At 62.0% G+C, this 20554-nt stretch carries 18 protein-coding genes; 3 read left to right on the forward strand and 15 right to left on the reverse strand.

The features are described 5' to 3' along the window. Positions 1 to 141: 141 nt before the first annotated feature. The gene (locus HXS66_RS09580) at positions 142 to 498 is read left to right on the forward strand and encodes a hypothetical protein (protein ID WP_176494016.1); all 357 of its coding nucleotides are present in this window, start codon (positions 142 to 144) and stop codon (positions 496 to 498) included. Positions 499 to 652: 154 nt separating this feature from the next. Here the strand turns inward: HXS66_RS09580 and HXS66_RS09585 are convergent, their stop codons facing one another. The 8 genes from HXS66_RS09585 to HXS66_RS09620 form a co-directional block, all read right to left on the reverse strand. Further along, positions 653 to 1354 (reverse strand): ABC transporter ATP-binding protein, encoded by a 702-nt coding sequence (locus HXS66_RS09585; protein WP_084209692.1) that lies wholly within the window; start codon positions 1352 to 1354, stop codon positions 653 to 655. Between the two features lie 74 nt (positions 1355 to 1428). Beyond that, positions 1429 to 2184 carry a high-affinity branched-chain amino acid ABC transporter ATP-binding protein LivG gene (gene livG / locus HXS66_RS09590; protein WP_084209691.1) on the reverse strand — a complete coding sequence of 252 codons (756 nt, stop codon included), beginning with the start codon at positions 2182 to 2184 and terminating at the stop codon, positions 1429 to 1431. 82 nt (positions 2185 to 2266) lie between these two features. Beyond that, positions 2267 to 3592 carry a high-affinity branched-chain amino acid ABC transporter permease LivM gene (locus HXS66_RS09595; protein WP_077375907.1) on the reverse strand — a complete coding sequence of 442 codons (1326 nt, stop codon included), beginning with the start codon at positions 3590 to 3592 and terminating at the stop codon, positions 2267 to 2269. Beyond that, positions 3592 to 4512, reverse strand: coding sequence for a high-affinity branched-chain amino acid ABC transporter permease LivH (livH, locus tag HXS66_RS09600; protein WP_043336883.1), 921 nt, complete (start codon positions 4510 to 4512; stop codon positions 3592 to 3594). The genes HXS66_RS09595 and livH overlap by 1 nt, the downstream gene beginning before the upstream one ends. A 230-nt stretch (positions 4513 to 4742) precedes the next feature. Next, a complete protein-coding gene (locus HXS66_RS09605; protein ID WP_371861074.1) occupies positions 4743 to 5843 on the reverse strand; it encodes a branched-chain amino acid ABC transporter substrate-binding protein in 1101 nt (366 codons plus the stop codon). A gap of 667 nt (positions 5844 to 6510) precedes the next feature. Continuing rightward, the gene (gene uvrB, locus HXS66_RS09610; protein ID WP_077375901.1) at positions 6511 to 8538 is read right to left on the reverse strand and encodes an excinuclease ABC subunit UvrB; all 2028 of its coding nucleotides are present in this window, start codon (positions 8536 to 8538) and stop codon (positions 6511 to 6513) included. 74 nt (positions 8539 to 8612) lie between these two features. Further along, on the reverse strand, positions 8613 to 9047 hold the full coding sequence (locus HXS66_RS09615) for an OsmC family protein (protein WP_176503423.1): 435 nt from the start codon (positions 9045 to 9047) through the stop codon (positions 8613 to 8615). Positions 9048 to 9109: 62 nt separating this feature from the next. Beyond that, on the reverse strand, positions 9110 to 9301 hold the full coding sequence (locus HXS66_RS09620; protein WP_077375895.1) for a hypothetical protein: 192 nt from the start codon (positions 9299 to 9301) through the stop codon (positions 9110 to 9112). A 272-nt stretch (positions 9302 to 9573) separates the two neighbouring features. Between HXS66_RS09620 and HXS66_RS09625 the strand changes: the two genes are divergently transcribed. After that, positions 9574 to 10647 (forward strand): folate-binding protein YgfZ, encoded by a 1074-nt coding sequence (locus tag HXS66_RS09625; RefSeq protein WP_176503424.1) that lies wholly within the window; start codon positions 9574 to 9576, stop codon positions 10645 to 10647. Positions 10648 to 10875: 228 nt separating this feature from the next. Here the strand turns inward: HXS66_RS09625 and HXS66_RS09630 are convergent, their stop codons facing one another. From HXS66_RS09630 to HXS66_RS09650, 5 genes are all read right to left on the reverse strand, one after another. Continuing rightward, the gene (locus HXS66_RS09630; RefSeq protein WP_176503425.1) at positions 10876 to 13632 is read right to left on the reverse strand and encodes an EAL domain-containing protein; all 2757 of its coding nucleotides are present in this window, start codon (positions 13630 to 13632) and stop codon (positions 10876 to 10878) included. Positions 13633 to 13765: 133 nt separating this feature from the next. Next, positions 13766 to 14533 (reverse strand): TatD family hydrolase, encoded by a 768-nt coding sequence (locus HXS66_RS09635; RefSeq protein ID WP_176503426.1) that lies wholly within the window; start codon positions 14531 to 14533, stop codon positions 13766 to 13768. Between the two features lie 135 nt (positions 14534 to 14668). Next, the gene (mscL, locus tag HXS66_RS09640) at positions 14669 to 15151 is read right to left on the reverse strand and encodes a large conductance mechanosensitive channel protein MscL (RefSeq protein WP_077375883.1); all 483 of its coding nucleotides are present in this window, start codon (positions 15149 to 15151) and stop codon (positions 14669 to 14671) included. A 344-nt stretch (positions 15152 to 15495) separates the two neighbouring features. Next, positions 15496 to 17085, reverse strand: coding sequence for a peptide chain release factor 3 (locus HXS66_RS09645; protein WP_077375880.1), 1590 nt, complete (start codon positions 17083 to 17085; stop codon positions 15496 to 15498). Between the two features lie 134 nt (positions 17086 to 17219). Further along, positions 17220 to 17687 carry a MerR family DNA-binding protein gene (locus HXS66_RS09650; RefSeq protein ID WP_255303185.1) on the reverse strand — a complete coding sequence of 156 codons (468 nt, stop codon included), beginning with the start codon at positions 17685 to 17687 and terminating at the stop codon, positions 17220 to 17222. A gap of 122 nt (positions 17688 to 17809) precedes the next feature. Here HXS66_RS09650 and HXS66_RS09655 point away from each other — a divergent pair, with 122 nt between their 5' ends. After that, positions 17810 to 18592 carry a cation transporter gene (locus tag HXS66_RS09655; RefSeq protein ID WP_176503427.1) on the forward strand — a complete coding sequence of 261 codons (783 nt, stop codon included), beginning with the start codon at positions 17810 to 17812 and terminating at the stop codon, positions 18590 to 18592. A 139-nt stretch (positions 18593 to 18731) separates the two neighbouring features. Here HXS66_RS09655 and maiA read toward each other — a convergent pair whose 3' ends face one another. Both maiA and HXS66_RS09665 read right to left on the reverse strand, forming a co-directional pair. Then, positions 18732 to 19382, reverse strand: coding sequence for a maleylacetoacetate isomerase (maiA, locus tag HXS66_RS09660; RefSeq protein WP_176503462.1), 651 nt, complete (start codon positions 19380 to 19382; stop codon positions 18732 to 18734). A gap of 145 nt (positions 19383 to 19527) precedes the next feature. Further along, positions 19528 to 20547: a fumarylacetoacetate hydrolase family protein gene (locus HXS66_RS09665; protein WP_176503428.1), complete on the reverse strand. Its 1020-nt coding sequence runs from the start codon at positions 20545 to 20547 to the stop codon at positions 19528 to 19530. Positions 20548 to 20554: the final 7 nt, after the last annotated feature.

Here is a 20554-nt window from a genome sequence, read left to right on the forward strand (position 1 = left end):
CCTGACACCTGGAGCGGTGTTGCATGGCACTTTGCCAACGGCCGTCTACTCTGGGTACAGACATGACCAGAGAGGGTCATGGATCCACACGCTTGCGACTGGCGAGGAGACGCCGGAACCCCCATCACGATGAGGTTCATCATGGCCGATAACATTCTCAGTGCAGTACCCGATACGGCAGACGACATGCCAACCACCCCTCTCCCCGGAGCGCTCGGGTTCGTCGTCTGTGATGACAAGCGCATCTATGGGGCAGGCATGAGCGAGGAAGACTGTCTCGACAATGCCCTTGAATGCCTGTGCGGCTTCTGTGAGCGCAGCGCGCTCAAGAAGATGCTGGAACTGTGTCAATCCGGTGTGCGCTATCCGCTGCGCCAGCTTCCCGCCAGCCAGGCCTGCGTCAGCAATTGCCAGGTCTCCGGCCCTACCGATCATTATCGTATCCATGACGGCGTCGCCTATGCTCCGGAAGAATTCGTGACACCTCTCTCGGCGTAAGCCATTCACGCCACTTTTACCCGCCCCCTGGCTCGCACCCTGCATCGCGTCCTCAAGAAAGCGCCCCTGCCACCGAGGGTTCAGTGACAGGGGCGCGTTCTGTTGCATTGCCTTCCTCCGGTGAGACGCGACAGCGAATCACGTGCCAGACCTCTCAGCCGCCAAGATAGGCGCGGCGGACCTCGTCATTGGCCAGCAGCGCCTTGCCGCTGTCCGCCAGCACCACGCGACCGTGTTCCAGCACATAGCCGCGATCGGCGATCGACAAGGCGCGATGGGCATTCTGCTCCACCAGGAAGATGGTGGTGCCCTGCTCGCGCAACTGCTCGACGATCTCGAAGATCTGCCCGATCACGATGGGCGCCAGTCCCAGCGAAGGCTCATCGAGCAACAACAGTCGCGGCCGACTCATCAAGGCACGCCCGATGGCCAACATCTGCTGCTCGCCACCGGACATGGTGCCGCCGCGCTGATGGAAGCGCTCCTTGAGGCGCGGGAAGAGCCCCAGCACATGCTCGATGCTGCGTTCGTTCTCCTCCTTGCTCTGGTAATAGCCGCCCATGGCGAGATTCTCCTCCACCGTCATGCCGGTGAAGATGCGGCGACCTTCGGGCACCACCGACAGCCCACCGCGCATCACGCGCGCCGTGGGTGTGCCGGTGATCTCCTCGCCCTCGAACCACACCCGCCCGCTGGTCGGGCGCGGATCGCCACAAATCGACATCAAAAGCGTCGTCTTGCCGGCGCCGTTGGCGCCGATCAGCGTCACGATCTCGCCCTGCCCCACGGCCAGCGAGACATCATTGAGCGCCTGCACCGGCCCGTAATGTGTCGTCAGGTGCTCGAGCGCCAGCATGGCATCCCGCGGCGCGAGTGCCTCGCTGGCAGGCACGGTCTCTGGCATGACTGCATCAACATGCTCACTCATGCTCATTCCTCCCCCAGATAGGCCTTGATCACGGCATCGTTGCGTCGAATGTCATCCGGGCAGCCATCCGCCAGCGGCTGACCCTGATTGACCACGTAGATGTGATCCGAGATGCCCATCACCAGACTCATGTCATGCTCGATCAACAGCACCGAGATACCCTCATCGCGGGTCAGGCTGACGATCAGATCATCGAGATCCCGGGTCTCGTTGGGGTTGAGGCCGGCCGCCGGCTCATCCAGCATCAGCAGCCGTGGCCTGGCCACCATGCATCGCGCGATCTCGAGTCGCCGCTGCTGGCCATAGGCCAGATTGCCGGCCTCGCGATTGGCGAATTCGAGCAGACCGACTCGCTCCAGCCAGTCACCGGCATGCTGCATCAGCGCCTTTTCACTGCGGCGATAGCCCGGCGTCTTGAACAGGCCCTTGAGAAGATTGCGCTCGGCGTGCATGTGCTGCGCCACCAGCAGGTTCTCGATGACCGTCATCTCCTTGAACAGCCGCACGTTCTGGAAGGTGCGTACCATGCCAGCTTGGGCGATCCGGTACCCCGGCAGGCGATGCATGGCGCGATTCTGGAAATACACCTCGCCGCCGGTGGGCTGATAGAAGCCGGAGATGCAGTTGAAGACGGTGGTCTTGCCCGCACCATTCGGCCCGATGACCGATACCACCTCGCCCGGATGTACCTGAAGCGTCACGCCGTCCACGGCCTTGAGGCCACCGAACTGCATGGTGAGATCACGTACGTCCAGCAGCGGTGCCCCGCCCTCGGCGCGTGCCTGGCGGTGTGAGGAAGTGGCTGGCGCCTCATTGTCGAATGCTTGCTTGTCATGTGCGTCAGCCACGGTCGAGCTCCATCTGCGGTCGTTTGAGCGGCACCAGGCCTTGAGGACGCCACACCATCATCAGCACCATCATCAGCCCGAACAGCAACATGCGATATTCATTGAACTCACGGGCCAGCTCCGGCAACAGCGTCATGGCGATCGCCGCCAGGATGACTCCTAGCTGCGAGCCCATTCCGCCCAGCACCACGATGGCGAGAATGATCGCTGACTCGATGAAGGTGAAGGACTCGGGACTGATGAAGCCCTGACGCGCGGCGAAGAAGGCACCGGCGAAGCCCGCGAAACTCGCCCCGATCGTGAAGGCCGAGAGCTTGATGCCGGTGGGATTCATGCCCAGTGAACGACAGGCGATGTCATCCTCGCGCAGCGCCTCCCACGCCCGCCCGATGGGCATGCGCAACAGCCGATAGATCACGAACAGCGTGATCAGCACCAGGATCAAGGCCAGCAGGTACAGATAGATCACCTTGAAGGCCGGGTCGTAGTCGATGCCGAAGAACTCATGGAAGGCGATGTTGCCCTCATCGGCTCGCCGCGAGAACTCGAGATTGAAGAAGGTCGGCTTGGGTATGCGCGCGATGCCATTCGGGCCGCCGGTCAGCTCCGTCCAGTTGTTGAGCAGGATACGGATGATCTCGCCGAAGCCCAGCGTCACGATGGCCAGGTAGTCACCCCGCAGCCGCAGCACGGGGAAGCCGAGCAGATAGCCGAACAGCGCCGTCATCAACCCCGCGATGGGCAGCGCTTCCCAGAAGCTGAAGCCCAGGTAGCTATTGAGCAGTGCGTAGGTATAGGCACCGACCGCATAGAAGCCCACGTAACCGAGATCCAGCAGTCCCGCGAGACCCACCACCACGTTGAGCCCCAGGCCCAGCATGATGTAGATCAGCGTCAGGGTCGCGAGATCCACCGCCGAGCGGTTGGACAGAAACGGGAAGATCAGCAGCGCACCGATGGCCAGCATGATCCACAGCTGACGCTTCTGACCGCTCATCACGTCGGGGACGCGGAAACGTGATGGCTTGCGGGTACGCGCACGCCATTCCTCGATCTGTGGCCGCACCAGCTGGTGCAGGAAGACGGCCAGTGACGCGGCCAGCAACCAGCCCCAGGTGTCCATGCCCATCAAGCGTACCGTGGTGGTGATACCGGTGGACTCGAGCTGCACCCCCAGTACCGAGCCACCCAGCACGAGAGTCAACACGGCGGCCGCAAGTGCCGACCACCAGGGACGACGATAGGAAGGCTGTGGCGGAATCGTCTCGGCGGGCGAGGTGCCCGCTGTCTTCAGAGTCTGTTTCGCAAGCTTGGGCATCAGATCTTCTCCACTTCGGGCTTGCCGAGAATCCCGGAGGGACGGAACAGCAGAATCAGGATCAGCAGTCCGAAGGCCACCACGTCCTTGTATTCCGTGGACAGATAGCCGCCGGTCAGCGCCTCCGCGACGCCCAGCAGCAGGCCACCCAGCATCGCGCCGGGGATACTGCCGATACCGCCCAGCACCGCCGCCGTGAACGCCTTGAGCCCGGCCAGGAAGCCGATGTAGGGATTGACCACGCCGTAGTACATGCCGAGCAGCAGTCCCGCCACGGCGGCAAGCGCCGCCCCGATCACGAAGGTCATCGAGATGATCATGTCGGTATTGATGCCCAGCAGACGCGCCATGCCGGCATCCTGGGAGCAGGCACGACAGGCACGCCCCAGGCGCGAGCGCGAGATGAACGACGACAGCAGCAGCATGCACACCAGCGTGACGCTGAAGATGATCACCTGCATGTAGGACAGATTGACCGCGAAGCTTTCCAGCCCGAACTCCCAGCCGCCCGGGATCAGGCTGGAGATCGCCATGTCCCGCGAGCCCTGGGCCAGACGCATGTAGTTCTGCAGGAAGATCGACATGCCGATCGCCGAGATCAGCGCGATCAGACGCTTGGAGCCTCGCACCGGGCGATAGGCCACCCGCTCCACGGCGAAACCGTAGGCACAGGACACCAGCACCGCCACCAGCAAGGCGGCCGCCATCAGGAAGAAGGGGTTGGCGATGCCCAGCATGCCCAGCGCCGCGATGACGATGAAGGTCACGTAGGTGCCGATCATGTAGATCTCGCCGTGGGCGAAATTGATCATGCCGATGATGCCGTAGACCATCGTGTAGCCGATGGCGATCAAGGCATAGGTACTGCCGATGGTCAGGCCATTGATGACCTGCTGCAGGAAGTAGAGGATGTCTTCCATTGAAACGACCCTTGGCCGCGACAGTGTTCGGCTTGTGGCCGGAGACTGTCAGGGAAATGCCGCATGCGCGACGACGACGGGAAGGCACGGCGATGTTGCATCGCCATGAACTCGACCGAACGGAGAGGCCCGCCATGCCACGCGGCATGACGGGACAGCGTGTCGGCATTGATCCGCCGAGCCTCATGACAGGTCACGAGACCGCAGCGAGTGCTGATATCAGCCGCTGATCAATGTGCCGCTTCGCTCTTGGTACCGTCGGCGTGCCAGTTGTAGACGACGAAGTTGAAGTCCTTCAGATCGCCCTTCTCATCGTATTCGACCTTGCCGATGGGCGTGTCGAAGCTGTTGGCCTTGAGATATTCCGCGACATCATAGGGGTCGGTGGAGTCGGCGCCCTTGATGCCATCGGCGATCAGCTCCACTGCGGTGTAGGCGGGCATGACGAACGGACCGGAAGGGTCCTGCTCCTTGTCCTTGAAGGCCGCGACCAGATCCGCGTTCTTCGGGTCATTCTCGAAGGCCGGCGGCAGTGTCACGTACAGGCCTTCCGAGGCCTGGCCGGCAATCTTGGAAATGTCCGGATTCCCGACCCCTTCCGGCCCCATGAAGGGCGCGTCGAAGCCCAGTTCACGCGACTGACGCAGCAAGAGGCCCAGTTCCGGGTGATAGCCGCCGTAGTAGACGAAGTCGACGTTCTCCTTCTTGAGCTTGGAGATCAGCGCCGAGAAATCCTTGTCACCCGCCGTGATGCCCTCGAACAGCACCACATCGATACCCGCTTCCTCGACGGTATCGCGCACGCCGGTGGCGATACCCTCCCCGTACTGCTGCTTGTCGTGGATCACGGCCATGTGCTTGGGCTTGATCGTCTCGGCGATATAGCGCCCCGCAACCGGCCCCTGCAGCGAGTCCAGGCCGATGGTGCGGAAGACCAGCTCATAGCCCTGCTCGGTGATGGTCGGACTGGTGGACGCCGCCGTGATCATCATCACGCCTTCCTCGGCGTAGATGTCCGAGGCCGGTTGCGTCGCGCTGGAGCACAGGTGGCCGATCACGTACTGGACGCCGTCATTGACGATCTGGTTGGCCACCGCCACCGCCTGTTTGGGATCACAGGCGTCGTCGTATTTGACGCCCTTGAGCATCTCGCCGTCGACGCCGCCGGCGGCATTGATCCGCTCGATGGCCATCTCGGCACCGATGAACTGCATGTCACCGTACTGGGCGACCGGCCCCGTGACCGGGCCTGCCATGGCGATGGTGATATCTGCCTGAGCCTGAGTGGACATCGCCGCGGCGATACCGAGAGCGAGAAGAGACCTGCGCATCATGATGAGAATTCCTGTTCCCGATTATTGTTGTACTACTATTGTTGTACTACGGCCGGGCAGACCTGACGGGTGCCTTGCGGCAGCATTGCGCTGCCCGTAAAGGACTGGCGACAATCGCTGTCATTCACTGACCTTGTCCGCCGCTGCCAGCCTGCAGGCAGGCGACTCGCCACGCCAGGAATGCCTTGAAAGCATTATTGGCAGCAGCGAATACGCATGTAAAGCGACCGTTTGAGCGCTCATGAATGCAGGCCAAGGCCCTACCAATAGCGAAAAAGACTGTGCTTTCCATTCTGGCCAGACAATCGTTGGCATTGACGATGAAAGCCAGTCATTGGCGTATGTGAAGACGCAGTTGACAGGAATTCCCTCTTCACTTGCACCATCAGGTCGCATTGCTGCACCCACCCCGGCTACGCCCAAGGTTGTAGGAAAAGCAATCCTGCCGCCCTCCCGAGGCAACCGGTTGCCCCTGAGCCATGCACTGAGCTGCAATATGATGATCTGCGACGCAATAGACAAGATAACGGGATAACCTGCTGATGGCACCTCCCCGTCAGATACCCGCTAGGCCTGAACGCCACGCGCCCGACGATGGGTGACATCGTCGGGCGCGCAGGGTCATGCCTTTAGCAACGCGAATGCTGGGGGATGGAGAGTAGCGTCAGCCCAGCGCGAGCAGGCGATTGCGCACGTCATTGATCTGATCGCGCAGTCGACCGGCTTCCTCGAATTCGAGATTCTTGGCCGCCGCGAACATGGCATCTTCCAGCCGGCTGATTTCCTTCTCGAGTGCCTGAGGGCCTTGAGCCGCCAGAGCCGCATAGTCCGGCGTCTCTTCCGCCACCTGTCGCTCGTTGCCCTTGCGACGACTGCTCTTGCGTCCCGGTGCCTGGGCACCTTCCATGATATCCGCCACCGATTTGGTGATGGTACGCGGCGTGATGCCGTGCTCTTCATTGAAGGCCATCTGCTTCTCACGGCGGCGCTCCGTCTCGGCTATCGCACGCTGCATGGAATCGGTGATGCGATCGCCATACAGAATGGCCTTGCCGTTGGCGTTGCGCGCCGCACGGCCGATGGTCTGGATCAGGGAGCGCTCGGAGCGCAAAAAGCCCTCCTTGTCGGAATCCAGAATCGCCACCAGCGAGACTTCCGGGATATCAAGGCCCTCACGCAGCAGGTTGATGCCGACCAGCACATCAAACTTGCCAAGACGCAGATCCCGGATGATCTCGACGCGCTCGACGGTGTCGATATCCGAGTGCAGATAGCGCACCCGAACATCGTGCTCTCCCAGATACTCGGTCAGGTCTTCCGCCATGCGCTTGGTCAGCGTGGTGATCAGAACGCGCTCACCGACCTCGGTGCGCGCCTTGATCTCGGAAAGCACGTCATCGACCTGGGTCGAGGCAGAGCGCACCTCGATGACCGGATCAAGCAGCCCCGTGGGACGGACGACCTGCTCCACCACCTGCCCGGCATGCTCTTCTTCATAGGTACCGGGCGTCGCCGAGACGAAGACGGTCTGGGGCAGGATGCTCTCCCACTCCTCGAATTTCATCGGGCGATTGTCCAGCGCCGACGGCAGACGGAAGCCGTATTCGACCAGCGTCTCCTTGCGTGAACGGTCACCGCGATACATCCCGCCGACCTGAGGCACGCTGACGTGGGACTCGTCGATGAAGACCAGCGCGTCCTTGGGCAGGTAATCGAAGAAGGTCGGCGGCGCATTGCCGGGATCACGCCCGGACAGATAGCGCGAGTAGTTCTCGATGCCGTTGCAGTAGCCCAGCTCCATCATCATCTCGATGTCGTAGAGGGTACGCTGCTCCAGACGCTGCGCCTCGACCAGCTTGTCGTGCTTGCGCAGGTAATCGAGGCGCTCGACCAGCTCTTCCTTGATGTGATCGACCGCGGCGACGATGGTCTCGCGCGGCGTCACGTAGTGGCTCTTGGGGTAGATGGTCATGCGCGGCACCGACTCGGCCACTTCGCCAGTCAGCGGATCGAACAGGCGGATGGAGTCGATCTCGTCATCGAACAGCTCGACACGCACGGCCTGCTCCTCGGAGTCCGCCGGGAAGATGTCGATCACGTCGCCGCGCACGCGATAGGTACCGCGCCGGAAATCCATGTCGTTGCGGGTGTACTGCAGCTCCGCCAGGCGCCTGAGGAAACCGCGTTGGTCGATCTGCTCACCACGATTGAAGTGCAGACGCATCTTCAGGTACTGATCCGGGTCACCCAGGCCGTAGATCGCCGAGACGGAGACCACGATGATCGCATCGCGCCGCTCCAGCAGCGCCTTGGTCGCTGACAGGCGCATCTGCTCGATGTGGTCGTTGATCGAGGCGTCCTTCTCGATGAAGGTATCCGAGGACGCGACATAGGCTTCGGGCTGGTAATAATCGTAATAGGAGACGAAGTACTCGACGGCGTTGTCAGGGAAGAACGACTTGAACTCGCCATAGAGCTGGGCTGCCAACGTCTTGTTGGGCGCCATCACGATCGCGGGGCGCTGCAGACGCTCCACGATGTTGGCGACGGTGAACGTCTTGCCCGAGCCGGTCACACCCAGAAGCGTCTGATGCGCAAGACCCGCTTCCAGGCCAGTGATCAGCTTCTCGATGGCAGCCGGTTGATCACCGGCTGGCTTGAACTTGGAATTGATGCGAAATGGTTTGCTCATGCGCTCTCAATGGTGGCGGTCATGCCGCTCTTCAACTGACGGTGGCGGCCAGACTTGCGAAAGGACACCGCGCCCTACTCGGGTGATATCTCGCGACTCGTCACACTGACCCGGGTGCTGGTCATCAGTCGATGGATGGGGCAACGCTCGGAAATCTCGAGCAGGCGCTGACGCGTCACCTCATCGAGTTCCGCACCATCCTCAGCCTGGAAGTGCATGCTGACGCTCAGACGATACTCCGCGTTCTCACCTGCGCGACGCTCATCACTGTCATCACGGTCCACCGTGGTCACGATGGACGCGAGTGGCAGCCCCTTGCGCCGCGCATACATCAACACGGTGATCGACTTGCAGGCACCCAGCGAGAGATCAAAGTAGTCGTGCGGGTCCGGCGCACTGTCCTCGCCACCCACCACGGTGGGCACATCCACCAGCAGTTCCTCGAAGCTCGCGACCTGAACCCGATGGACGAAGCTGCCAGCCTTGCGGGTAATCACCTCGATGCTCATGCACTACCTCCTTGTCGTGGACTCTCGCGAGACGCATCCGAGCCTGCTGGCGAGCAGAGCGCTCACTTCACCTTGTAACCCGCCTTCTCGACGGTCTTGACCACGGCGTCATACCGCACCTGCCCTTCGACCTCGGCAAAGCCACGCCCGACCTCGGCCTCCTTGACCCCGTCCATCATCATCAAGGCAGTGGTGACCTTGTTGACATCCTTGACGCTCTCGACACCGATCAATGTAAGGGAAAAGCTGGCCATCTCGTGATTCCTGTCTCGCTGGATAAAAAGGATCGCAGGCGCGATCAAACCGCCAAGAATACCACGTTTGACGAGGGCTCCCCCATGCATGCCAGCGAGTCGTCTCAGGCTTTCATGCCAGTGGATGCCCCCGAAAGATGCCGTGTTGCCCTGCCGGGGGCTGACAGCTGACCACTGCCGCGTGACAATGCCTGCATCGAATGTACCGCTGGCAATTCTCAGGCATTGAACCGCCTGCGGCGGACCCCTCCTTTGCGACAGGATAGCGCGACATGACTGATTTCAAGACCCTGATGCAAGCCCACGGCTTTCACGCGACACAGGCGGGCAAGCTTGCCCCCGAGTCGCCGCTTGCCCCCGAGACCGATGGCGCCGGGAGTCTCACGCCCCTCTCCTGCTTCGAGGTACTCGCGGTCAATGGCGCGGATGGTGAGCGCTTTCTCCAGGGCCAGACCTCGCAGCAGCTTGCGCTGGTGGATGGCTCACTCGCTCCGCTGACCGCCTTCTGCACACCCAAGGGGCGGATTCTGGCGATGGCCCAGTTGATGCGTCTCAGCGAGGATTGCCTGTGGCTGCTGATGCCGACGGGTACGGCGGAGCCCCTGCGTGCGCACCTTGCCAAGTTCGCGCCCTTCTACAAGGTGAGTCTCGAGGTCCGGGAGGATAGCGTGGTCGTGGGGCTCACGGGAGAGCCCGCCCTGACCCGGGCGGCCGAGCAACTGGCCGATGCTGCCTCCTCACAGCACACCGCGCTTGGCCCGCATGATTTCGCCATGTTGGCAACCCCGGATGCCGTGCTTGCCCGCCAGCCGGGGGCAGAGATGGCACGAGGCGTACTGGTCGGCTCTGATGCGCAGGTGACCCGACTCAGCCGTGCACTGCTCGATGGCGGCATCAATACCGGTGACGAGAATCACTGGGCGCGCGAGGACATTCGTGCCGGCCTGCAGTGGGTGGACTCGGAGCAGACGGATGCCTGGCTGCCGCAGATGCTCAACCTGGAAGCGCTGGCGGCCATCAGCTTCAAGAAGGGGTGCTATACCGGTCAGGAAGTCGTGGCCCGCGCCCACTTCCGTGGTCAGGTCAAGAAGCGCCTGCAGCGCCTGACGGCAGAGCCGGTCACTCCTCTGCCGCAGCCGGGCGGCAAGGTGGTCTCGCCAGAAGGCAAGGCCATGGGTGAGATCCTGCGGGTCGCCAACAATGCCGATGGCAGCCTGGAAGTGCTGGCGGTGGTGAGCCTGCGCGATGAGGAAGCCCCCCTGACCCTCGAGACTGGGGAGCCCTTGCACCGCGCCCCGCTGCCCTATCCGCTGGAACGACGTGACCCGGAACAGCTCAAGGCGTGAACTTGAAGACATGAGCTTGAAGACATGAGCACCAGGCAGCGCTGCCAGCCGTGACACGGACGCCACGGCTGGCCTGGATAGCCGCCTGCGGCGTCATGACAGACAGGCCCCGGCGAAGCGATTCGTCGGGGCCTGTCTGTATCAATGCCTGGCTGTATCAGAGGCTGACCTTGGCAGCATCCGGCTGAGTCAAGGCCTGGGCATCTCGAAGCGCGAGAGCCGAGACCGCTAGCCCATTTCGCCAGTGACGCTGGCCGGCAACCAGTGCTTGCCGGCCTTGAGATGCTGGATCAGTTGCTCGGACGGCAGAGGACGCGAGTAGAGATAGCCCTGATGAAGATGACAGCCGCGTGCCAGAAGCGCCGTGCGTTGCTCAGGGGTCTCGATACCCTCCGCCACCACGGCCAGATGGAAGGCCTCCCCCAGTCCCAGCATCGCATCAATCATCGCCCGCCCCTTGTCGGTATCCATCGCGACCACGAATTGCCGATCGATCTTCACCTTGTCGAACGGCAGTTGCTGCAATTGCGACAGGGACGAGTACCCGGTCCCGAAGTCATCAAGTGCCAGGGCGACACCCTGTGAGCGAATGCGCTGGAAGAGGATGGCCAGACTCTGGATATCTTCCGGCAGCTGACTCTCCACCAGCTCGATGGTCAGTTGGCGACACAGCTCAGGCCGCTGGAACAGCCTCTTGAGATCCGCCATAAATCGCTCGTCCATCATGTGTCTGACCGTGACATTGACGCTGAGATGCAGCGCATGACCGGCGTCATGCACACGGATCAGGGTGGCAATGCTCTCCTTGATGACCCAGCGCCCCAGGGCCACATCGAGGTTGGCGGATTCGATGATCGGCATGAAGTCGCCGGAGCCCAGCAGACCATGCTCCGGATGCTGCCAACGCACCAGCGCCTCGGAAAGCACGAGGGATCCATCCCGTCCATCGACGATCGGCTGCAGATGAAGCCGCAGCTGGTCCTGCTGCAATCCCTCGACGAATTCCGCTTCGAGCTGCTTGAGACGCCTGACTTCTCGTTCGGCCTCTTCATCGAAGAAGTGCCACTCGCGATTGAGCTGAAGCGTGTCGTGCAATGCGCGCTCACAGCGGTAGACCAGCGCATCCATCTGCTCACCATCCTCGGGAAAGCGACTGATGCCGAGGCTGGGCAGCAGATAGATATCCTCGCCGTTGAACGACACCTTGTGACGTACCGCCACCAGCAGCATATCCAGCCAGCCGCAGATGCCGCCCCGCGCGGCCTCGAGCAGCCGTCGTGGCACCATGATCAAGAGACGATCCGTCTCCAGACGTGCGACATGGCCTGATGTGCCAAGCAAGGGGTCCAGTCGACGCTGCAGCAACTCCAGCTGGCGATTGCCCGCCTCCGCCCCCGCATGCTCATAGAGCTCCTGCAGCCCGCCGATACGCAATGCCATCAGCACGAAACCATCAAGCCCCGAGACACGTCCCAACTGATCGATACGCAGCTTGATCAAGCGCAGCATGCCTTCACGACTCAATAGCCCGGTGTCGGTATCCGTCTCGCGCTCCTGCAGCACCTGCTGCTGGAGCAGCAAGCGCTCCTGCTCCAGTCCACGAATGATCAAGGCATTCAGGGTTCTGTCCAGCACCGGCATCATCAGGCTTTCCTCCAGCGCCTGACCACGACTGGCGACCAGCAGCAGCTCGCTGCGACCGGGATGCGGCGAAACGGAATAGCCCAGCAGCTGGGTCGCCCCGAGACGCTGACACAGCAGCTGGGCACTCTCCTCGGTGGACGCGTCCACATTCGTGGCACGATTGGCCACGATCCGCCCGGCCGGCAATCGCCACAGAGGGTCACGCCGCAACGAGACACTACTCAACCATTCCCGTTCATCACGACTCTCGACGATCAGGTAACCTGCGTTGGGGTTGCCCACCTCGCGCCGATAGATGATGACTTCTGCTCCCGTCATCTCTCGTACCCGACGCAGATAGCCGGACAAGGTAGCCAAGGCGTGCTGGGGATTGTGCGCTTCATGCGGCAATGCCAGAAACCGCTCGTTCAGGGCAAGATGCTGCTCAAGCTGAGCTTCACGCTGCAGGCCCTGCGCTGCCCAATCTCGACGACGGCGCTGATCGCGCCACAGCATGACGCCTGTCGCGATACTCGCCAACACGATGACCAGACTCAAGGCGCCCAAGGGCGCTCCCAATTGCCTGAGCATCGCGGTGACGTCATCTGCATCCTGCCAGCAGGCCATGGCAGCATGCTCATCGAAGCGCTTCATGGCCGGCAGGTCGCTACAGACGAGAGCGGCTTCCCCGCTTATCTGGCGTGACTGACTGACGACTTCCAGTCTTTCCACTCCCAGGGAAGCGGATGATTCGCTGAGCAACTCCGGGCGCATGGGGACCCCGAACACCAGCATGCCCTGCTCCTCCCGTGAAGGAAGCGCGTCTTCATCCGCATAGAGCCCGTGCACGCCCACCAGCCAGGCCCGCCCGTTCAGCACCAACCAGGCGATGACGGATCGCGTCGGGGTCTGGCGAGCCTTCTCGATCAAGGGGGCCATGGCGCGGCGCCACGCAAGCGGCTGAGCCCCCTGCCAATCATCGGACTCAAGCCCCGGACGTCGCTCCTGCCAGACAGCGGCCTTGCCATTTCCTCTGATGGCCCCGACGAGATGGATCCCCGTATTGATCGAGAACTCGGGCCCGTACATGTAGTCCAGCCACTCAGGGTTCGGGGCAGGCAAACGCAGGAACTCCTCGGTGGCCTCTTGCCAATCGCCATGCTCGCGCAACTGACCTTCCAGGGCTCGCTGGCTGGCCTGGGCCCACATGGTGACGCGCTGACGCGCCGCGTCCTGCTCTCCTGCTCGTAGTTGCTGTATCTGACTGATGCCCAGCCAGGCGGTGGCAAGAACAGAGGCAATCAGCAGAAGCGGTATCAGCCACAGACGATGGCGGGGCTCCCGGGGCGGGCCTTGCCTCAAGGAGGCGCGTACGGACTTGTCAGAATCCGGTCGCGGATGAGCAGACGTTCTACGAGGCATTGAGTTACCGATGATGACGCGATCTCCTGAATCCCGTGGCACAGTGCTGCCGAGGTGCTGGGTTCAGTCTAGATCAGGCGCTCAGTTGAAGAATACGCTGCACGGTGCGGCTGGTCGTCTCGCTGATGGCCTCCAGAGTGGACTCACGCAGCGATGCCACACTCCTTGCCACCTCCGCCACCCTGGCCGGTTCATTGCGTTGCCCCTGAAAGCCCTGCAACGGCATGTCGGGGCTGTCGGTCTCCAGCACGAAGCCATCCTTTGGCAGCGACGCCACGACTCCCCGCAGTTTGCGGGCACGCGGGTAGGTCACGCTGCCGCCCAGCCCCAGCACGAAACCGAGCTCGAGAAAGCGCTCAGCCTGAACCTGACTGCCCGCAAAGGCATGAATGATGCCGCCCCGGGTGAGGCGCGCGTTCTTGAGCCGCTTGGCCACTTCGTCATTGGCACGCACGCAATGCACGATGACAGGCAGGGAGAATTCGCGTGCCATGCTCAGCTGGGCCTCGAACAGCTGCCATTGGGCGTCATGATCGGCCAGTCGCGCATCGAAGCCGCATTCGCCCAACGCGACGATCTCGCCAGCATGCTGATCGAGGGCCTGATGAAGCGCCGCCAGCGCGCGCTCGCCATGCTCGGACAGAAAATAGGGATGCAGCCCCAGGGCACCGAAGATACGCGGGGATGACTGCACGAGTTCCAGCACGTCCGCGAAGCTGGCCACCGTGGTGGATGGCACCACGAACCTCGACACACTCTCATTCACGGCACGTGAGATGACCGCGTCACGATCCTGAGCGAAGACGGGAAAATCCAGATGGCAATGGCTGTCGATCAACATGCAATATCCCGGTGATGGTCGTACTGCCATCGTGCTATATCAGCCAGTGACAGACAAACGAAGGGACCGGCCTGGTGGCCGGTCCCTTCGTTTGTCGATGTCGCTCTGTCAGCCATCGTGACTGGCACAGATGGCCTAGGCCGCCTCCACCGGCGCTACCGGCGCCAGCTCGGAGGTGCAATGGCCACAACGGGTCGCCGCCAGCGGCACCTTGGAAAGACAGTACGGGCAGTCCTTGTCGGTGATCTCTTCCGGCGCTTCCTCGGCTTCCTTCTTGAGCTTGTTGATCTGACGGATCAACACGAAGACGGCCAGCGCCACCAGCGCGAAGCTGATGATGGCATTGATGAACAGTCCATAGTTCAGTGTCACGGCCCCCGCATCCCTCGCAGCCTCCAGACTGACATAGGGAGCCGCCTGAGCCCCTTCCTTGAGCACGAAGAAGAAGTTGGAGAAATCGACGCCCCCGATCAAGAGTCCGATCAAGGGATTGAGCATGTCACCCACCAGGCTCTTCACGATCAGCGTGAACGCCCCCCCGATGATGATGCCCACCGCCATGTCGACGACATTGCCCTTGACCGCGAAATCGCGGAATTCCTTCATGAAACCGGCCATAGCCCCACCTCCTGATGATTGTTGTTGTCCTGTCGCGACCGACATGTCCCTTAGGGGCATGCGTCTGTCAGGCCAAGGCATGCGCCCTGTGACTGCCTGAGTCGCTGGCCATCCCCATGTCTTTCGCAAGGGAGTATGCGGCCAAAGTCATCGATCTTGAGTTGGTGTGGCTAACGCTTGAGGACACGTTCAGCCCGAAAGCACGAACGCCGCCCCAAGGGGCGGCGTTCGCATCAATCCTGAATCGATCAGGGGGCCTCGGAGATGGCCTCGTCAGGCCGAAGGGCACTCGGGTGCGAGCCACTCGGATGCGAGCCACTCGGGCATCCCCCCCCTGAACCGTATCAGTGCTCGCGGGTGGCGCGGAAGGTGATGTCCGGCCAACGTTCCTGCGTCAACTGCAGATTGACGCGAGTCGGCGCGATGTAGGTCAGGAAGCCGCCGCCATCGTAGGCGAGATTGGCGCTGGCCTTGCGCTTGAAGTCCTCAAGCATCTTGGTGTCATCGCAATAGATCCAGCGCGCCGTCTGCACGTTCACCGCTTCATACATGCACTCGACCTTGTACTCTTCCTTCAGACGGTGAGCGACCACATCGAACTGCAGGGTGCCCACGGCGCCCACGATCAGGTCATTGTTGTCGAACGGCTGGAAGACCTGGGTCGCGCCCTCTTCGGAGAGCTGCTGCAGGCCTTTCTGCAGCGCCTTCATCTTCAGCGGGTCCTTCAGGCGTACCCGCTTGAACAGTTCCGGCGCGAAGTGAGGGATGCCGGTGAAGCGCATGTCTTCCCCCATGGTGAAGGTATCGCCGATCTGGATGGTGCCGTGGTTGTGCAGACCGATGATGTCACCCGGCCAGGCCTCTTCCACGTGGGAGCGGTCCGCCGCCATGAAGGTCAGGGCGTCAGGAATCTTGACGTCCTTGTTGATGCGCACGTGACGCATCTTCATGTTCTTCTCGTACTTGCCGGAACAGACGCGCAGGAAGGCCACGCGGTCACGGTGCTTCGGGTCCATGTTGGCCTGGATCTTGAACACGAAGCCGGTGAAGCGTTCGTCATGGGCCGTGACTTCACGGGTATCGGTATCACGCGACTGGGGCGGCGGCGCGTATTCGACGAAGCCATCCAGCATCTCGCGTACGCCGAAGTTGCCCATGGCGGTCCCGAAGTAGACCGGTGTCAGATCACCGCGACGATAGGCCTCGAGATCGAATTCGTGAGAGGCGCCGCGCACCAGCTCGACTTCCATGCTTAGTTCTTCGATGAGATCTTCGCCCAGCACTTCAATGGCTTCGGGGCTGTCGAGGCCCTTGATGCGCACATCATCGGGGATGCGGTTGCCCTGGCCCTGCTTGTAGAGATGGATCTCGTCATTGAGCAGGTGATAGACCCCCTTAAAGCCCTTGCCGACACCGATCGGCCAGGTCATCGGGGCACACTGGATGTTGAGGACCGTCTCGACTTCGTCCATTACCTCGATGGGATCACGCGTCTCGCGGTCCATCTTGTTGACGAAGGTCAGGATCGGCGTGGTGCGCAGGCGACAGACTTCCATCAGCTTGATGGTACGGTCCTCGACACCCTTGGCACCGTCAATGACCATCAGCGCCGAGTCGACGGCCGTCAGCGTCCGGTAGGTATCTTCCGAGAAGTCCTCGTGCCCGGGCGTATCCAGCAGATTGACCATGCGGTCCTTGTAGGGGAACTGCATCACGGAGGTGGTCACGGAGATGCCACGCTCCTGCTCCATCTTCATCCAGTCGGAGGTCGCGTGGCGATCGGCCCGCTTGCTCTTGACCGAGCCGGCCATCTGGATGGCATTCCCGAACAGCAGCAGCTTCTCGGTGATGGTGGTCTTGCCCGCATCCGGGTGAGAGATGATGGCAAATGTACGGCGAACATCCGCCGCCTTGGCAATCTGGGAATCTGACATGGGCTGAAAGGCATCCGGCTCGACGTGAGGCACGCCGCGCGCACTGTTAGGTGAATAGCAGAACGAAACGAATGGCGCGCATTGTAGCGGCTGGCGAGGCTCGGCAACAGAGGCGGGCCCATCTCACTCGACAATCACTCCTCTGTCTCCGCGACGGCCGACAAGCGCTCGACGATACGGCATTGCGCGATCACTCCCCCGGCACAGCAGTGTGTCAGACGTTGCAATTCCTCTTCCATGGCAGCGAGATCTCGCTGGCGCTGCTGTACCTCGGCCAGCTGCGCCTCGATACGCGCATCGACCTGATGACACGGCAACGCCTGCTGATCCGCCAGCCCCAGCAAGGCGCGGATATCATCCAGCGAAAACCCCAGCCGCCGACAGCGACGGATGAAGGTCAACCGCCGCAGTTGCGTACTGCCATACTCGCGATACCCGTTGGCGGCCCGCCGCGTCGGAGACAACAGGCCCTGCTTCTCGTAATAGCGGATCGTCACCGCCTGAACGTCAGAGGCGCTGGCCAGCTGACCGATGCTCATTGCCGCCTCACCGTGTGATGAAGGATGCGCCGTTCCTTCCCGAGCAGACTCTCTGGCAGTCATCGATGGCTCCTCCTCTCGCGATATGTTGCATGTCGATGCATCAGCCGTTTCGTCAGCCGACTTGACCTTATAGTCACTATAACCCCCATGCTGTCAGCAACACGACAGGAGGCCAAGACCCCATGAAAAGCTGTTGCGAAAGCAAATCCGGCGAACTGGCAGAGCTCAGAGCCTCTCAGGGCAAGGTGTTGAAGATTCTGCTGGCACTGAATGCCAGCATGTTCTTCGTCGAATTCACCGCGGCCTGGTGGCTGGGTTCCACCGCGCTGCTGGGGGATTCCCTCGACATGTTCGGCGATGCCAGCGTCTACGCCCTGACCCTCTATGTCCTGCACCGCAGCGTACGCGCACGGGCGTTGAGCGCGCTGGTCAAGGGCATCGTGATGCTGGTGCTGGGCGTGATCGTCCTTGGCGAGGCGGGGCATCAGGCACTGCACGGCGTGGCACCGGCCGCCCATGGCATGGGCGCCTTCGCCCTGCTGGCGCTGGCTGTGAATCTCATCTGCTTCGGCCTGCTGTGGCGCTTCAAGTCGGATGATCTGAACATGCGCTCCACCTGGCTGTGCTCACGCAATGACATCATCGCCAATGCCTCGGTCTTCGGGGCTGCGATACTGGTGGGCTGGACAGGCTCTCGCTGGCCGGACGTGCTGCTGGGCGCTGCGATCGCCGCACTCTTCCTGCAATCCGCCTGGCAGGTGATTCGCGATGCACGAGTTGAGCTGCGCGAGGCGAAACAGGCCACAGACGCGCAGGCATCAGACAAGCAGGCAGCCAGCGATCAGGCATCGTCCTGCGCCACCAGCAGCTGTTGTGCACCGCCCACGGCTGCCACCGTGGTCGAACAGTCCCCCGCCAGCGGCTGCTGTTCCGGCAAGGGCGGTGGTGGAAACACCTCTATCTGACACGACTCAGGTGTCATTCCCGCCGCTCTGCCCAGCCACTGACATGCCGTCGAATGCCATCATCCGCGTGCAGTCCGCCTGAAACGACAGCGCCCCACCGTGTCGGGTGAGGCGCTGTCGAGTCTGGCTATCACCGGGGTCAGGGGGCCGGACAATCTGGTTGACGCTCAGGATGCGCCTGCTGGAAAGCGTTCAGTGACTGGCAGGCCGCCTCGATGGCCAGAATCCTCGGGTAATTCTCGAGTTCACACTCGAAGCGGCGCGCATTGTAGAGCTGGGGCATCAGGCAGGCATCTGCCATGCCCGGGCTATCGCCATGGCAGAAGCGCCCTGCACTTTCCGCCAGCAACACTTCCAGGCGTGTGAAACCCTCGGCAACCCAGTGTCGATACCACTCAAGGCGCTGCGCCTGGGTGACCACAAGGCGATCGGTCAGATAATTGAGCACGCGCGGATTGTTGAGCGGATGCATCTCGCAGGCCATGAACTGGCACAGTGAGCGCACCTTCGCACGCGCCTCCGGCGTTGAGGGCAGCAGCGCCGGGGCGGGCCAGCGCTCCTCCAGATATTCCATGATCGCGAGCGACTGGGTCAGGGCCGCAGGTGTTTCCGTATCTCCCACCATCAGGGTCGGCACCAGCCCCTGGGGATTGATGGCCAGATACTCCTCGCTGCGCTGTTCGCCCTTGAGCAGGTTGACCGGCACCTGAGCGACCTCAATCCCCTTGAGCGCCAGCGCGATTCTTACTCGATAGCTGGTAGATGAACGGTAATAGCCATACAGGCTCATTGAACTCATGCTGCACTCCCCTGTGACGCGGTTGGAAGCCGGCCGCTCCTCCGCACTGCCTCGCACCCAGTTGGCTTGAAGCTTACCGGCACACGACGTCTTCCCGAGACGTGTCTCTGAGAAGTTCTACCTGATGAGGCCGCCTTCAGGCGTCCAACGGCGTCACCTGCTGATCAATGGCGCCGAAGATGCTCTGGCCATCGCGATCGAACATCTCAATGCGGATACGATCACCGAAACGCATGAAGGGCGTGCGAATCTCATCGAACAGGATCTTCTCGACCATGCGCACCTCCGCCAGACAGCTGTAGCCCACGCCCCCTTCGCTGATCGGCTTGCCGGGCCCGCCATCCTTGCCGGGATTGGATACGGTGCCGGAACCGATGATCGCACCGGCCCCCAGGGGGCGAGTCTTGGCGGCATGTGCCACCAGCTGCGGGAAACTGAAGATCATGTCTGGCCCGGACTCTGGCTCACCGAACGTCTCACCATTGAGATGCACGCTCAGCGGCAGATGCACGCGCCCCTGCTGCCAGGCATCCCCCAGCTCATCCGGCGTCACGGCGATGGGCGAGAAGCTAGACGACGGCTTGGCCTGAAAGAAGCCGAAGCCCTTGGCCAGCTCACCGGGGATCAACCCACGCAGACTGACGTCATTGACCAGCATCACAAGGCGGATGTGGCTCTCGGCCTGCTCCGGACTGACCTGCATCGGCACATCATCGGTGATGACGGCGATCTCGCCTTCGAAATCGATGCCATGCTCCTCACTGACACACACGATATCGGCGTTGGGGGCCAGGAAGCTGTCGCTGCCGCCCTGATACATCAGCGGGTCGTGCCAGAAGGTTTCGGGCATCTCGGCGCCGCGTGCCTGACGCACCAGCTGGACATGATTCAGATACGCCGAGCCGTCTGCCCATTGATAAGCGCGTGGCAGCGGCGAATGCAGAGTCTTCATGTCCAGATCGAACGCATCAGCCAAGGTGCCATCATTGAGCGCTGCGTAACGCTTCTCGAGCGCTGGTGTCAGCGAAGCCCAGTCCTCCAGCAGCGCCTGCAGCGTCGTGGCGACATCCGCGACCTTCACGGCGCGGGTCAGATCACGCGAGACCAGCAGCAGTGTTCCATCGCGGGAACCATCCTGGTGAGTGGCGAATTTCATGACTGCC

It is taken from the genome of Cobetia sp. 5-11-6-3 (assembly GCF_013374055.1).
GTDB classification, from domain to species: domain Bacteria; phylum Pseudomonadota; class Gammaproteobacteria; order Pseudomonadales; family Halomonadaceae; genus Cobetia; species Cobetia marina.